Raw genomic sequence first — 16,454 nt, 5'->3', positions numbered from 1 at the left:
CTATTAAGAGGGTTTAGTTTTGAATTGATCTTTAATAATAAGTTGTACGAGTGTTTTCTGAAGAAAAATCAGATGTAGCAAAACAGTAATTCCCTTTGTTTAGCATTAAAACAAGTAATTATTAAGGTGTTAGCTACAGTTATTTTTTTCTTTTATTGAGTTTGTTCAATCTGTAATTGCAAGACCTATATTCGACATATTCGATTTTATGTTCAGATAGAAGCTGTACAATTATTTCTCTTGTTTCTTCTTCATTAAGTCCAAATTTTTCACCAAGGTCAATTTCATTTAGTTGACCATTATTTTCGATTAATGCTTTATAATATACTTCTTTAATTTTCATAGGTTATTTTTTTGAACAGCTATCATCATATGTGGGCTAAAAGGTAAAAGATAACTGTCATTTTCTGTGATTTTAATAAGTTCTAATAATGTTTTTTTCTTTTTGTCATTCATCATATTTGCAAAGTATTCTTTATCCAACCAAGCCATTCCCTCAACTGCATAAGTATTAATATGGGTTAATTCTTGATTTATAAACTCGTCTTTTAGTTGTTCAGGTTTATGATAATATGCTTCTGCTAAAAGCCAAGGGAAATCATCAGGTGGATTGTGTATTCCTGATGTTAATTCTTCTCTGCACATTTCAAAAAATGAATTTTTATGAATTAGACCATTTAAAAGACCGACCAAAGTTGATGCAGTATAATTAATGGCAAAAGCTAATATAATTCCGTTATTATTTAGAACTCTTTTAGCTTCACAAATGGTTAAATCTCTGTCTTCTTTTTTTTGAAGGTGATAAAGTGGTCCGTGAAGTATTATTAAGTCGGCAAAATTATTTTTAAAATCTAATTTTCGAGATTCGCCCAATTGTACGGAAAATTTATTTTTTAATTTATTCGCTCTATTTTGGGCTAATCTAATATGTTTTGGTACTGGTTCTATTAAATGAACTTGATGTCCTTTTTCTGCAAGCCATTCTGAATACTTTCCTGTACCACCACCAACATCTATTATTATTGAATGCGAAGATGGAATATATTTTTCTATGAGTGATTTAATTCTTTCAAATTCAAATATGCCCATTCCTTTATCAAGTCTGGTTTCTTCTGATGCATTATTATAAAAAACTTCTATATTTCTGCTTATTAACTGTTTACTATTCATTTTTAATCATTGTATTATCATCACATATTGGACACAATGCAAAGTGATGAAGCAATCGATTTGTAATCAATTGTTTTTGTTTAAGATTGGATAAAATAACTGGATACGATTATCTGTGCATTAAAGAATTAGAAGATTCTATGCATTAATAGCTCGTTTTGTCGAGCTTGTCTTTTTGAGAAAGACACAGATAATATGTTAATTAGTAAATCAGACTACAAAGATAGAGATTCTGAATTAATTTTTTCAGAGTTCAAGTTTTTTTATTGCAAGGTAGCCTTAAATATAAGCAATGCGTATATTTTATGAGCAAGCTTGAAAGCTTATTTGTCAACCACAAAAATACAAATTAAATTTTTCACAACTAATCTCTTTGCGCCAAATCCTGCCACGCAAAGCCAAAGCATTCAACTTCAGTAAAGGCTATTATCTAGTGCTATAATTTTAGGCATCATGCCAATTCTAAACAAAATTACAGTATGGATACTCAGCGAAAAGACTTATCGTATTTCAGATTACGACTGCAAGAATTATTAAATATCAGCTTCCCCGAAAAAACTAATGACCAAAAGTTTATTGAACAGCGTTCCTCGTGGGCAGCCAATGCTTATGAGGGCGCATTTAGTTCGGGAAACACTATTGAGCAATGCAGTGAAATAGCAAATTACATCCTGTTTGAAAACCTCTATTTCTCCAGGTTTGACACTGTTTTTCAGGTTGTCTGCAATGAGTTTGATACTATTATGGCAGACGAGGAACTGCAACCATTTGCCCTTAAAATGTTTCCTGTCTGCACGCCTGTTTTTTCCAGATACGAGCTAACCGATGACTTCGCGTACAGTTATGAGTTTGACCTGCTCTATACCGAAATAACGGGAACCATCTCAATATGGATACAGAAACATGGGCTTCAGTAAAAAGCAGCATCTCCAACAGAACATTGATGCCCTGCGAATTGCTTTTAAACTGGAAAAGGAGAAACGACAAGCCACCGTAGGCGAAAGACTTCTAATGATGCAATACAGCGGATTTGGCGGTCTTAAATTCGTGTTGAACCCTATAGCGAATGAAATTGACATCAATAATTGGAGAAAAACCGAACACGACCTTTTCCCGATCACCCGCGAACTCCACCAGCTACTCAAAGAAAATTTAGAAGACGAAAAGCAATACCGCAGATATGTTGATAGTATGAAAAGCTCCGTTCTGACGGCTTTTTATACTCCGTCACAGGTCATTAATGCGATTTCCGTAACCTTGCGTGAAAGCGGTCTGAACATTGATAAATTCCTCGAACCCTCTGCCGGTGTCGGCTCATTCATACAATCCTTTTCAGAAAATCAAAAAGCCAATGTTACTGCTTACGAAAAAGATCTGCTCACAGGCAAGATCTTAAAACAGCTTTATCCTGAAAGCAATATCCGTATTTCCGGTTTTGAAGAAATCCCCGAAAAGGAACAAAACAGCTATGATGTAATAGCCAGTAACATCCCTTTTGGAGACACTTCCGTTTTCGACCTTTCCTATTCACGAAGCAAGGACAGTGCAAAAGTACAGGCAGCCCGAAGCGTTCACAATTACTTTTTTCTCAAAGGTACTGATATGCTCCGTGAGGGTGGTCTGCTGGCTTACATTACCTCGCAGGGCATTCTCAACAGCCAGAACAATGAGCCTATACGCAGGACGCTCATGCAGGATAATAATCTGATTTCGGTTGTTCGCTTGCCCAACAACCTGTTTACAGATTACGCCGGAACAGCAGTTGGAAGTGATTTGATTATCCTGCAAAAGAATAGGGCAAAGCAAGGCCTGACCCAAAGGGAAGATCTGTTTTGCCAAAGCATGCAGACAGAATACAACACACCGGGCAATGCACTCTTTCAGGACAGTACAAGAATTGTGCATACCGAACGTAAATTAGATACCGACGCCTATGGGCAACCTGCATTAATCTATACGCATAAAGACGGCCTTGAGGGAATTGCCAAAGACTTGAAGCAAATGCTTTCCGACGATTTGGGAATGCATTTGAATTTTGGTTTGTATAAAGGAGAAAGTAACGCAGGACCTACAACAAAGACCCCTACTCAAACAACGGCTACACCAGCAGTTGTCGAACCCGTGAGCATTATACAAAAGTCGCTATCTGTACCAACTCCTGTAACCAATCGGGAAAGCCTGCAGGAATTAAAGCAGTTAAGCATTTTTGACCTGTTTGAAAATGTGGACGAACCTGTAATGTTAGCTGTTCCAAATAAAGGAACTCCCAAAGTCAAAAAGCAAAGTACTAAAAAAAACAGCCGTGCGATAGGTCGCCAAACTGACCTTTTCAGTGCGATGCAGCAACCGTACACGCCAACTCTTACCAATGGAAATACCTCAGCCGAAGATAAAAAACAGGAAGCTATCGACGACCTGTTTTCGAGTACAAGCGGTAATAATCCAACTGATACGTCAGTTATTCCCAAACCTGCTCCGTACAGTAGCGAGGTGCAATCGTTCCATCGTAACGACTGCCTTGTTGCAAATAATGGCTGGGTCGGTCATCTGCAAGATGTAGATACATCAGAGGGCGTGGCGGTTTTCCACCCTTTGCATCTGCCACCTTTACAGAAAGCAAGAGCCGAAGCGTACATAGCTGTACGTGATGTTTACCAACAGCTTTACAATAAGGAGGCAACGTTTCAGACTGAACAAAAAGAAGAAAGGGAAAACCTTAACCGCCTTTACGATTCTTTTGTCAAAAGGTACGGCAGCCTTAATAATGCCGATAATATCAAGCTCATCAAAACGGATAACTCCGGCAAGGAAATCCCTTATTTGGAACGTGTCGTTGGCGGTGTTGTACATAAGGCCGATATATTCAGCCGTCCTGTAAGTTTCTCCACCTTAGCAATAGCAACGGATAATCCCGAAGAAGCGCTGGCTGCTTCGCTGAACAAATACGGAACTGTGAATTTGGACTATATGTCTGAAATCAGCAGTATGACGGACGACGACCTGAAAGAAGCATTACACGGTCGTATTTATTACAATCCCCTTCAAAAGGAATATGAAATATCCGAACGCTGGATTGCAGGCAACGTAGTTGAAAAAGCCCAAGAGGTCAAAGCCTACCTCGAAAACAATCCTGAAGACAGCCAAGCCCAAGCAAGCCTCACCGTTTTGGATGAAGCCCGACCAAGACGTATCGAATTTGAGGAACTCGATTTTAATTTGGGCGAACGCTGGATACCTACAGGCCTTTATGCCCGTTTTGCTTCACATCTTTTCGATGCAGATGTACTTATAAATTACTCGGAAAGCTCCGATGACTTTTCGGTAAAATGCCATCAGGGGAATTTGCATATATGGGAAAAATATGCTGTCAAAGCCGAAAGCCGGAACTTTGACGGGATTACTCTTCTCAAACACGCCCTTGTCAATACCACACCGGACATTACCAAAAAAATAATGGTTGGCGACCAGGAGTTCAAGGTACGGGATATGGAAGCCATACAAATGGCCAACACCAAGATCGATGAAATCCGTGCCGCCTTTACCGACTGGCTTCACGCCCAAAACGATGAGTTTAAGAACAGGCTGACGGGGCAATACAACGATACGTTTAACTGTTTCGTCCGACCAAACTATGATGGAAGCCATCAGGATTTTCCGGGACTGGACCGAAAAGCATTGGGCATCGAAGATTTGTATTCGAGCCAAAAGGACACCGTTTGGATGATAAAGCTTAACAACGGTGCGATCTGCGACCACGAAGTAGGCGCAGGAAAAACGCTCGTAATGTGCGCGGCTGCACAGGAAATGAAGCGTTTGGGACTAGCCAATAAGCCTATGATTATCGGGCTAAAAAGCAATGTTCACGAAATTGCCGAAGCTTACCGTACTGCCTATCCACACGCTAAAATTCTGTTTCCTGGAAAAGAAGACTTTACGCCGCAAAAACGGATGCGGATTTTCGGGGATATTAAAAATAACGATTGGGATTGTGTTATCCTGACACATGACCAATTCGGTATGATACCGCAATCGCCCGAAATACAAAAGGAAATACTCGAAATAGAATTGGACAGCGTAGAGCGTAACATAGATGCATTGCAATCGCAAGGCAAGGAAGTTACAAGGGGGATGCTTGCCGGAGTAATCAAGCGGAAAGAAAACCTTGAGGTCAAACTCAAAACCCTGCAGCACGATATTGAAAACCGCAAAGATGATGTAGTGGACTTTAAGATGATGGGCATTGACCATTTGTTCGTGGATGAAAGCCATCAATTTAAAAACCTGATGTTCAACACAAGACATACAAGGGTTGCCGGATTGGGTAATGTGGACGGAAGCCAAAAGGCAATGAACCTTTTGTTTGCTATCCGTACTATTCAGGAACGCATCAATACTGATATGGGAGCAACCTTTCTTTCGGGTACAACTATCAGCAATTCATTAACTGAGCTGTACCTGCTGTTCAAATACCTGCGACCACGAGCAATGGAAAAACAAGGCATTCACTCTTTTGATGCGTGGGCGGCTATCTATGCAAGGAAAACGACTGATTATGAATTTTCGGTGGCTAACAATATTGTAGCGAAAGAACGTTTCCGATACTTTATCAAAGTGCCGGAGCTAGCCCAATTCTATTCGGAAATCACGGATTACCGCACGGCAAAAGATATAGGTATTGACCGGCCCAATAAGAACGAGGTATTGTATAATATACCACCTACTCCAGACCAGGAAGATTTTATCAAAAAGCTAATGGAGTTTGCCAAATCGGGAAATGCTACTTTACTGGGAAGAGCTCCGCTATCCCAATCGGAAGAGAAAGCGAAAATGCTCATTGCCACAGATTATGCCCGTAAGATGTCGCTGGATATGCGTATGGTAAACGGCCTATATGATGACCACCCCGATAACAAGGCTTCGCATTGTGCGGTAAACATTGCCAAATATTACAACCGATACAACGCACAGAAAGGAACGCAGTTCGTTTTTTCGGATCTGGGAACTTACAAGCCGGGAGAATGGAATGTGTATTCCGAAATCAAACGCAAGCTCGTGGAAGACCACGGCATACCTGCACATGAAGTCCGGTTTATACAGGAAGCCAAGACCGATAAGCAGCGTAAGGAACAGATCAAGGGAATGAACGAGGGAAAAATCCGTGTACTTTTTGGTTCAACAAGTATGTTAGGAACCGGTGTAAATGCACAAAAAAGAGCCATTGCCGTTCACCATCTAGATACGCCGTGGCGACCAAGTGACCTTGCGCAACGCGACGGACGGGCAGTCCGAAAAGGCAATGAGATTGCTAAGTTCTTTGCCGATAACAAAGTAGATGTCATTATCTATGCAGTAGAAAAATCACTGGACAGCTATAAGTTTAACCTGTTGTACAATAAACAGCTATTTATAGACCAGTTAAAAAACAACAATCTGGGCAAACGGACTATTGACGAAGGCAGTATGGACGAAAAATCAGGAATGAACTTCTCGGAATACGTGGCCATTCTTTCGGGAAATACCGACCTGTTGGATAAAGCCAAACTGGAAAAACAGATTGGAGGGTTGGAAAGCGAAAAGCAGGCGTTTAACCGTTCTAAGTTCAGTGCCAAATACAAGCTGCAGGATTTTACGGAATTACTTGAAAGTGCCCAATCCCGTTTTAACCGAATGAGCCTTGATTGGGAAAACTTACAAGAGCGCATACAAAAATGTTCGGACGGTACTATCGAAAATCCTTTGCGATTGGACAGTTTACCTTCCAATGCTGATAATAAACAAATCGGTGCCAAGCTCAACGAGCTTGCAGAGAAAGCCCGTACCGGAGGACAGTATGAAGAAATCGGTACGCTGTACGGATTTACGCTTTTGGTCAAAACAGAAATATCCGAAAAAGAGGGAGTGGATATACGGGTAAACCGATTTTTGATACAAGGAGAGGGCAAAATTAAATATACCTACAACAATGGTATCATCGCCAAAGATGAAAAGCTGGCAGCTATGAACTTCTTTAACGCACTGGAGAAATTACCAGGCTATATCGAACAGGAAAAAAAGAAGATTGTTGAAATACAAAAAGACCTGCCTGTTCTTCAGGAAGTGATTAACGGTACGTGGTCTAAGGAAAGCCGATTGAGTGAATTCAAAACGGAACTTGCTGCTATTGAGAGGAAAATACAATTATCTATTACTCCCGAATATAAAGAGCAGAACGAAACAATTGAGGTTGATGGTTTTCAGGTGCAGGAAAGGTCTGCTGCGCGCTTAAAGGCTTGAAAACAGCTAATTAACTTCGGATGAAATACTTAAGGCAATTGCTGTTAAGTAATTACATTTTTAAAGCTAGCTAATTTACTTAGGGTGGTAGAAATAATAAAACCAAGTTTAATACTTAAATTCCACATGCAATCACACTTCCCTTTTTCTTTTTAATGGTCTCTAGTTTGTTGCTATTTGCATTTATATAATACATATCAAGCGAGTATTTTGAAATGCCAAGTTTTTCAATTTCCAATTTCTCCTGAATGAGCCAGCAAAATGAATTTCTTTCGTCTAAATAAGCCAATTCGATGAAATCCACTTTTTTGTTTTTAAACCGCTTTTTGTTTTCTACCAACTGTAAAGCGTTGCATGGATTTATAAAATTTTCAAAATTTTTATTTTTGGCGTAATCAGGAAATTTGTTTTCAGAAATCATTTTTCCGTCCTTATTGAATTCTAAACCAAAAGCATATCGAAATTTATCATTTTCATAAGTATAAATAATCCAGTACGTAACTTCAAAATTAGAAAGTTCATATAAAGATTGATCATCATAATTCTTTATTCTGTTCGACTCAGGATAATTAACCTCAACTCCATAAAGTTTCAATTTATTATAAAAACTTCTATTGGCTCGCATCACAATATAATCTTCTGCTTTGGAAATTATGAAATCTGAATATTTTTTGATTTCATACATATCATTTGGATAGCTGACACTATCATGATAAATGCTATCTTTATATTTTACCTCGAAAGGAATATAATTATTTGTTTTGGACAAATATGTTCCACCTAATTTTAGCTTGTCAATATTCTCACATTGAGAAAATCCAAAATGCGATATTAATATTGCAAGAAATGTCCAATAATGCATCATAGTCTAATCATATTACGGCTAAAGTTTTGCTTGCATACTTCATTTGCGGAAAAGAAGCAGAATTCTCTGCTAAGATATAATTTTCTTTGTTTATTGTAATTGTGCCAATCTTTGCTTGGCTTTTAAAAGTATTTCGTCAGAAAATAAAACTCTATATTTATCCTTTTGAATTATACTTTCAATTGTGAGATCGAGTCTGTTAATATGAAACATCTTTATTAATCCTGAATGTAATTTCTCAGTGCCTTCTTGTATTAGACGATTTGCGGCGCCAATAGCCCCATAATCGTAAATCTGATTTAGGATAATTGATCTATTAATTTTTGCACCAGCTTTTATTGATAAATCCACAGAAGCAATTAGTTCGTCATGCAATTCATTCTCTAACATTAAAAATGAATCTTCTTTTGTTTCTGATAAAAGCGCGTCATTTGTACTCAAAATTAATTTGTCGTAGTTAGTAACGATTTCTTTAAGGTTTCGGAAACGAATAGAAAATTGCTTTAAAAGTTGTGAATCATCGCTTTGAATAACAAATTCATGATTATAATGCTCCGCAGAATATGTCCAATTATAAGAGCCAGCAATTAATTTGACCCCATCAAAAATAGCAAATTTATCATGTAAAAATTTTCCACTTCGTGTTTGTAAAATAAAAACTTTACCGCCTTTTTTAATAAAACTTTCAAAAGACAATCTTGTGTTTTCAAAATGATCACTAATTATTATTTCAACTGAGCAGCCATTTTCGAGTTTGTCGCTTAATTGTCCTAAAAGATCCTTGTTAGTAAACCACGCAACAGAAACCACAATCGATTCTTTCGCCGAATAAATATTCGATTCAATGTTTTTTTTGATGCTTTTAAAGATTGCTGTTGTCATAAAGTTGTAGTTAAGGTTTCACCTAATCGAAATTGCCAATCCAAGGGGACTGAATTCTCTCTACCAAGATCGACGTTCTAAGTGTAAAAGAAACTTCCGATTACCGAAAATCGGCAATTTTGGTTAGCGGTCTTTAAGCGATCGCCCATTGAAATTATATTCCTATTTTTTCTATTACTATCATTAGCTGCTTAATTTTTTCCTTACAATCATCGAAGAAATAGTCGTCCTTAATAATGTCGTTTTCCCAAACATCGAGAGTTAGATTTGTAAAATAAGAATAGAAAGGCCACCAATTACTTTCTTTATAAGAACCAACATTTAAACTTTCTAACTCTTCGTGAATTTTCTTTCTAGTTTCGTCGGGAATCCTATAAACATTAGGATTATTACATAGGCCGTAGAAGCACCTGTTAGATTCAAAAGTAAATCCTATCCAATATTTACCATGCCAACTCGACTTTGTTAAATAAAATTTTATAAATGATTCCTCGCTGTATTCAAATTGATATTCCAATCCTTGTTGCGATGCAAATTCTCTCATTTTAGGATTAAAGTATTTTTCAGAAAGGTAATTAAACGTTGCAGAGTAATTTTGTGAAATTACTTTAGCAGCACGTAAATTTTCTATTTTAGATAGAACTTCAGTAATTTCAGTTTCGTTTTTTATGCTCATATCTTGGTGGGTTAGCTGCTTTATATGATTAATGTATTGAATTATTGTTTCTCTTACAATAGGATGGCGCGACGAAATTGCTACACATTCTTCCAACCATTTAATTATATGGTCTTTATATGAAATTGATAAATATGATATTCCCTCTCCACTTTGTAAAGAAGCTTGATCTCCAAATAATGTCAGATACAGTATTTGGTAGCCATTTCGATATTTTTGCGCATACTTATCATATCTTTTTAATTGTTCAGGCTGATCTTTTGCATAAATTTTATTTTCTATGATTATAGCATTATGCTGATTATCCTCGATTAGAATGTCAATGCGCCCATGTCGTGTTGAGTGCTCGGTATGAATTCTTGCGCTTTCAACGTTGAAATTTTTAACTGCAAAAAAATCGCCAAGTGATTCAATAAAGCACTTTAATAAATTCGATTTTAATCCATGTGTTCCAACAGGATTTAAAAACTCAGAAATAATTGCAGAATGAGTATTTTCATAATGATTAACGCCACATATCCGAAACATATTAAATCGACCACCAGTTGCGTCTAAAATTTCTGTATTTTTTTTGTTTATAATCGTGACTTGATTTAGCAAGTTTACTATATCCATAGAATTATCTTTTTTCATGTAAAATTTATTGACCCATATGCTGCACTGTCTAAGTGGATGTCGCAGAACTTGTATGTAATGTTCACTAAATGTCACAAATACAACTAATTCGTGTTGGATTTGTTCAATAATTTTTTATGTTTATTTTAGTGGTAAATATACCCTTTTTATAAATCATTGAAAAGGTTGTAATATAAGAAGGTTGCTTCGCCAGCTTATAACCTGTGCATATATTTGCTTTATTTATCTCCTTTATGACCATCCTTTGGTACTAAATGCTTTAAATTGGGATCATTCTTTATACGTTCCAATTCGGTTTCGATTACCAGTACAATATCAGTTTTTATCTGCCTGTAATTGCCCTCGATTGCCTCCTTCATATTGTCTTTCCCGTTTTCGTCAATAAAAGATAAGATTTCCGGTATTTTTTGATATCCTTTAGTTTCGGAGGCAACCTTTTCATTATCCACGACAATTTCAGCATGGAAGATTTTCTGCTCGATACGTTCATCAAAATTGTCCGATACAGATCCAACAAAAAAACCTTGTGTCAAGGTGGATATTTTGGAAGCCGGTATAAGACTGTCCAATTGGGTAGATATTGAAGTCGATGTGTCGTTGCGATTGATGCTCATACTCTGCCTTTTCTGTAAAACTTTCCCGAATCGCTCCGAAAGGCTTTTTGCAGTTTCGCCGACCACTTGGCCACTAAAAATATTACCTACAGTGTTCTGAATTACCTTGCTCTCTTTGTCGCCATAATCCCTTGTCAACTGAGAATAATCCTGAAAGCCCAAACATACTGCCACCTTATTACTTCTGGCAGTTGCAATAAGGTTATCCAACCCTCTAAAGTAGATGGTGGGCAGCTCGTCTATGATAACCGAACTCTTCAATTGACCCTTTTTGTTAATGAGTTTTACGATACGTGAATTGTACAATCCCAGTGCAGCAGAGTAGATATTTTGGCGGTCAGGATTATTACCTACGCATAATATCTTAGGCTCTTTAGGGTTGTTGATGTCCAATGAAAAATCGTCGCCTGTCATGACCCAATATAGTTGTGGCGAAATCATTCTTGATAGAGGAATTTTTGCAGATGCAATCTGTCCCTGTAATTGATCTTGTGCGCCTCCCTGCCATGCATCCATAAAAGGCGACAAATAGTTTTCCAAATCGGGATATGAGGTTAAAATGGTAAATACGTCAGAATATTTTTTATTCAGGAGTTCAATAGCGTGTGGGAATGTACAATACTTGCCGTCATCATAGATTTTCAGATACCATATTATGGCTGCCAAAAGGATTATCGGGCTCTCGACGAAGAAATCGCCTTGCTTCTGTATCCACGACCTGTTGAGGTTCAGCATAATTGTATAAGCAGCTTCGTAAGCATCTGAGATATCTGTCATGAAATCGGGATTAAGGGGATTGCAACGGTGGCTCTTGCGTGGGTCATCAAAGTTGATAACGTAGAATTTAGGCTGCACTTTGTACTTATCCCGATGTTTCATTAAATGATTGAAGGCAATGGTAGAAAGATCATCAAATTTGAAATCATAGATGTACATACTAAAACCTTTCTCGATCTGTTGTTTGATATAATTGTTTACGATTGCATAAGATTTTCCCGAACCCGGAGTACCCAGCACAATCGTTGCCCGAAAAGGATTAACTATATTAATCCAGCCATTGTTCCATTTTCCTTTGTAATAAAACTTCGTGGGAAGGTTGACAGAATATTCGTTTTCCATCAATGTAGTTTCCTGCATAAAACTTTCGTTCTCATTGTTGAAAACGTCGTCCATGAGATTGTTACGAAGCAATCGGCTCATCCAGACTCCGGCTACCATTAAAGAAATATACCCTAAACCAGTGGTAAGAATATAAAGAATTGTGGCGGTAGTTACTGATAGCTTTAATAAAGGTGTATTCAGAAAAAAAAATGCAAACCCAATCGCCAAAGCAGTATAAATTTTGGTCCAGGTTATCTTCTGGTGTTTAACTCCCTTTGAACCCAAACAGCTTAGTGCCAATAATACCAGGGCAAATACTTTGGTATATAAAGTATGCGAAAACAATCCCGCGGTACGCTGAAAATTGCCTAATATTTTGTTGATTAGCTCTAAAGTCCATCCGCGATCTATAAAGTAACCGTAGCAAAACCAATAAAGGTGCATCAATACCAATAGGATACTTACTGCCCGCATAAAAGCCATAATTTTGGCTAATCCTCTTAAATCATCTTCTCCCTGCATTATTTTAATTTTTAATGTTCGGGCGTGAATTTAAAAGCTGTGCAGGTTGACTATAAGAATGTGGAAGTCAATGGCGTTGCGGGGCAGTGTTTGGCTGATTTCTATTTCTGACCTCTTTGGCGATTTCTTTTCTTCTTCATTCTGTTGGCAAAATCCTGTTCCTGGGAATCTTCGCCCTGTGCTTCAGGGAGCAAACCGCCTAGTGCTTCAATCAAACCGTCTTCGTGTTTTTCAGCGGTAATCAGGAAGTCGAATAAATGATGAGGTTCCTCTTCAGGAAGATCTGCATCTTTTGATTTTGTCATTTTTGACTGCACTTCCACAGGCTCTATAATTTCCGGTTTGATATTATTGTTCCAGTAATCATTAAAGGTATTAGCAGAAAGCTCTTTTCCCAATCGTGAACCGTTCCATACTGTTTTAGAATTATGGTCTATAAAGGTGATTCCGTAAATACGTCCTGTATCATTTCTGCGTACTACTACGTTAATTCCCTGTTCGCCTAACTGTTTTTTAAAAGCCAGCTCATCATTTGCTGATTGTAAAGCAATGGTAACTGCAGCTTTAATGGTTGGCTTTGCCGGGTGGTCTTTTAAAGTCTCTTTGCATTTCGCGTAGTTTAATTCCAAAGTCGGTAGTCCAGCATTCTTTCCGAATAAAGACGCCTTGAACGGATGTCCGGCTCTTTCGCCTTTTGCATTTAAGGGGATATATAATAAACCCTGCTGCATTTTTCCCTTCAACTCGCCCTGCACTTTTTCGGTGGTAACATTAAAAAGAGAAAGCAAAGCATTATATTCTCCCAAAGTTTGGTATTGATAATAGTTCGGCAGGTGACGCACTACTGAGGCTATCTGACTTTTGACATCACCTGAGCGATAATCTACCGGACGGAAAACCTTGTCGTTCTGTCTATACTCTTTATCAGTTGCGGGTATCAATCCATGTTTTTTTTCCAGTTCACGACAGACATTCATAGAGCGCATTTTCTCAAAACTGTCTGGAATCTTTTTGCCCTGCTCATCCACGCAAACCGATACAATATGAATATGGCTACGGTCAATATCGGTATGCTTGAACACCACAAAAGGCTGCTGGCCATAGCCCATTTCCCTCATATATTCTTCCGCCATTTCCCTGTACCTGTCATCACTTACTTTATCTTTCGGGTCAGGATTGAGCGAAATATGCAAAGTATGTTTCTCGGTATTGCGATTGGCTATTAGATAAGGGGCAAAAGATTGAGCTAATTGCGCAACGGAATAATGACCGCTTGCGGTTTCAATCATCTTATTGCCAAACAAAATCTGCCCGTTTTCATTCTCTACTTTTAGCTGATTGTATGCCAATGCCCCGTATAAATTTCCGCTTCTTCCGATTTTTGCTATCATTTCTAAGAATTTTTTTTCACATATTTTGCTTCAAATTCTTCGGTTATCTGAATGATTTTTTGGCATAATAGCGCCATCTCAGCAGTCTGTTTTTCCAATTTATAGAGAAAAGCTGCCGCCTTTTTCTCGGAAAAATGACGGTACAACAGCTTTACAATCTGGTTATAATTTACACCTACCGAGCGAAACTGGCTGTGAAATGAAGTCAATCGCATATAAAAATCAACTGTCCCTTTGTCAATTTTAACCGATTTCATCTCCTTGCTGAAAAGCAGCGAAATGATAAATTTTGCTTTATTGGGCATTCCCGATGTTTCAAAAAGCGATAAAAGTTTGGCATTTTCTTCATCCGTCAGTCGAAATACGTGGCGGTGGATGCTTGGGTCGTCTTTTGGCGAACGTCCACCCTTATTGCGTTTGTTGTTATTGTTTTCGTCCATAACCTGTCCATTTTAATCCTTACACAAAACCCTGACTTCGGAAGGTGTTTTTCAGCTCTCGGCAGGGCAAGTTGTTTTGAGGCACGAACTCGGTTTCGAGTGCCTCAAAACACAACTTGCCGTGTTCCGTTGAACACAAAAATCCGCCCTTCGGGACGGATTAAGTGTAACAGGGAAAAACGGCTCGATGCCGTTCTGTTTAGTTTCCTTTCTGTCAAGATGCTTCGCATAAATCTGTTAATAAAAATCATTTTACAAAGTAAAGATCTGTCTGTAAGAATATTGTAATGTAATCACTAGACAAACTCTGCCTTTGATTGCCAAACACTACCACACAACAATAAGGAGCTAATTCAATCGCTTTATTTGCTTTATAGTTTTAATGCAGGTTATAAAAAATGTGTACAGGTAAATGAGAAAGGAGTATTTGAATACAGATATTTTGGAATAAAAGCATAAGGTTTTAAAAGCGTAGAACTTTAAAAATGTAAAAGCATAAAAGTGGTAAAGCAATTTACCGATTGCAACGTTTACCATTTGCTAAAAATTATTACTCACCAAGCTGTAATGAAAGCAAACAACAATCAAGGAAATTTTCAAAAAGGGAATACAGGCATACGGAAAATAGGTACTATTCAAATACACCAATATTTAAACCTACCAAATAAATAAAATGTGTAACAATAAACATTTAAAAAATGGAAAGAAAAATGAAAACCTTAAAAATCAGTTTTTCAACGCCTAAGGGCGGTGTTGGAAAATCTACTATGACTGCACTACTTTCAAGTGTATTGCATTATCGTTTAGGATTTAATGTAGTTGTAATAGATTGTGATTTTCCACAACACAGTTTAGCCAATATGAGAGAGAGAGATTTGAAAACGATTATGCAGAATAACTACCATAAAAGAGCTGCAATGAAGTTGTATCAAAGTATCAATAAAAAGGCATATCCGATTATCAGTTGTAAAGCGGAGGATGCCTTGTCAAAGGCTTTGGAATACATAAATGAATCTGCAATAGAGCCTGATATAATTTTTTTTGACCTTCCTGGTACAGCCAATACAAAAGGTGTGCTTACTACCTTAAGAAGAATGGATTTTATTTTTTCTCCAATCAGTGCTGACCGTCTAGTTATGGAAAGTACATTGAGCTTTACTAAAGCATTCCTTGGTTTACCCGAAACAGATGAGAGTAATAAGGATCAAAAAATGTGGATGTTTTGGAACCAGGTAGATGGTCGAGAAAAGACAGGAATATACGAGGCTTATCAAAGTGTTATTAACGAGCTTGATTTATCTGTAATGACCTCAAAAATAATGGATAGTAAACGTTTTAGGAAAGAAACGGATGATACACTCAACAGTGTATTTCGGTCAAGTTTGCTACCTGCCGAACCACAGCTTATGAAAGCAACTAGAATAGATTTGTTTGTCGAGGAGTTTTTAAAAATTGTTAATCTCTAAAACACTTAAGGATGTCCATAGATAAAAGAAGAAAAGACTTTGATAAACCTGCTGTTGATGAGGAGTTAATCATGAACATCATGAGTGGTAATAAGTCTTCTACTGTACCCGAAGCTAATCAGCAAAAAGAAATACTAAAGGAACCAAAACCAAAAGAAAAAGTCCGCACTGCTTCTTCAAAGAAGGTGGATTATGAGGAGATATTTATGGTCAATCGGTTTCCTTCAGGTCGTAATGGAAAGGTTGTTTACATACGTCCCGAATATCACGAAAGGTTAATCCGCATTGTGCAATTAACGAGGGAAGAAAAGACAACACTGTACTCATATATTGATAACATCCTTGAACATCACTTTAAGGAGTTTGGAGATGATATTACTGATTATTTCAACGAACGTTTTAAACCCATTTTATAAGC

The 16,454-nt window shown here is 37.6% G+C and carries 12 protein-coding genes; 4 read left to right on the top strand and 8 right to left on the bottom strand.

Annotated elements, in window-relative coordinates:
- Window positions 1-139: 139 nt before the first annotated feature.
- Window positions 140-343, bottom strand: a complete 204-nt coding sequence (locus GJU43_RS03805; protein WP_154339499.1) for a hypothetical protein — start codon at window positions 341-343, stop codon at window positions 140-142.
- Window positions 340-1,170, bottom strand: coding sequence for a bifunctional 2-polyprenyl-6-hydroxyphenol methylase/3-demethylubiquinol 3-O-methyltransferase UbiG (locus tag GJU43_RS03800; protein WP_154339498.1), 831 nt, complete (start codon window positions 1,168-1,170; stop codon window positions 340-342). Before GJU43_RS03800 ends, GJU43_RS03805 begins: the two co-directional genes overlap by 4 nt.
- A gap of 479 nt (window positions 1,171-1,649) precedes the next feature.
- Between GJU43_RS03800 and GJU43_RS03795 the strand changes: the two genes are divergently transcribed.
- Window positions 1,650-2,087 carry a DUF1896 domain-containing protein gene (locus GJU43_RS03795; protein WP_154339497.1) on the top strand — a complete coding sequence of 146 codons (438 nt, stop codon included), beginning with the start codon at window positions 1,650-1,652 and terminating at the stop codon, window positions 2,085-2,087.
- Window positions 2,074-7,443: an N-6 DNA methylase gene (locus tag GJU43_RS03790; protein WP_154339496.1), complete on the top strand. Its 5,370-nt coding sequence runs from the start codon at window positions 2,074-2,076 to the stop codon at window positions 7,441-7,443. The genes GJU43_RS03795 and GJU43_RS03790 overlap by 14 nt, the downstream gene beginning before the upstream one ends.
- Before the next feature lie 115 nt (window positions 7,444-7,558).
- Here the strand turns inward: GJU43_RS03790 and GJU43_RS03785 are convergent, their stop codons facing one another.
- From GJU43_RS03785 to mobA, 6 genes are all read right to left on the bottom strand, one after another.
- Window positions 7,559-8,308 (bottom strand): hypothetical protein, encoded by a 750-nt coding sequence (locus tag GJU43_RS03785; RefSeq protein ID WP_154339495.1) that lies wholly within the window; start codon window positions 8,306-8,308, stop codon window positions 7,559-7,561.
- A 90-nt stretch (window positions 8,309-8,398) separates the two neighbouring features.
- Window positions 8,399-9,190, bottom strand: a complete 792-nt coding sequence (locus GJU43_RS03780; RefSeq protein ID WP_154339494.1) for a phospholipase D-like domain-containing protein — start codon at window positions 9,188-9,190, stop codon at window positions 8,399-8,401.
- A 154-nt stretch (window positions 9,191-9,344) separates the two neighbouring features.
- Window positions 9,345-10,499, bottom strand: coding sequence for a PD-(D/E)XK nuclease family protein (locus tag GJU43_RS03775; protein WP_229654996.1), 1,155 nt, complete (start codon window positions 10,497-10,499; stop codon window positions 9,345-9,347).
- Between the two features lie 221 nt (window positions 10,500-10,720).
- Window positions 10,721-12,739: a conjugal transfer protein MobC gene (gene mobC / locus GJU43_RS03770; protein WP_154339493.1), complete on the bottom strand. Its 2,019-nt coding sequence runs from the start codon at window positions 12,737-12,739 to the stop codon at window positions 10,721-10,723.
- 101 nt (window positions 12,740-12,840) lie between these two features.
- A complete protein-coding gene (gene mobB / locus GJU43_RS03765; RefSeq protein WP_154339492.1) occupies window positions 12,841-14,130 on the bottom strand; it encodes a conjugal transfer protein MobB in 1,290 nt (429 codons plus the stop codon).
- 2 nt (window positions 14,131-14,132) lie between these two features.
- On the bottom strand, window positions 14,133-14,570 hold the full coding sequence (gene mobA, locus GJU43_RS03760) for a conjugal transfer protein MobA (RefSeq protein ID WP_154339491.1): 438 nt from the start codon (window positions 14,568-14,570) through the stop codon (window positions 14,133-14,135).
- A 698-nt stretch (window positions 14,571-15,268) separates the two neighbouring features.
- Here mobA and GJU43_RS03755 point away from each other — a divergent pair.
- Together GJU43_RS03755 and GJU43_RS03750 are read left to right on the top strand one after the other, a co-directional pair.
- Window positions 15,269-16,036: a ParA family protein gene (locus GJU43_RS03755; RefSeq protein ID WP_154339490.1), complete on the top strand. Its 768-nt coding sequence runs from the start codon at window positions 15,269-15,271 to the stop codon at window positions 16,034-16,036.
- A gap of 11 nt (window positions 16,037-16,047) precedes the next feature.
- Complete coding sequence (locus GJU43_RS03750; RefSeq protein WP_026726958.1) at window positions 16,048-16,452, top strand: DUF3408 domain-containing protein; 405 nt, start codon at window positions 16,048-16,050, stop codon at window positions 16,450-16,452.
- Window positions 16,453-16,454 lie beyond the last annotated feature (2 nt).

It is taken from the genome of Flavobacterium sp. LC2016-23 (genome assembly GCF_009674775.1).
Classification (GTDB): domain Bacteria; phylum Bacteroidota; class Bacteroidia; order Flavobacteriales; family Flavobacteriaceae; genus Flavobacterium.
The sequence above is the reverse complement of the archived record's forward strand: the minus strand, read 5'-3'. Positions and strand labels throughout refer to the sequence as shown.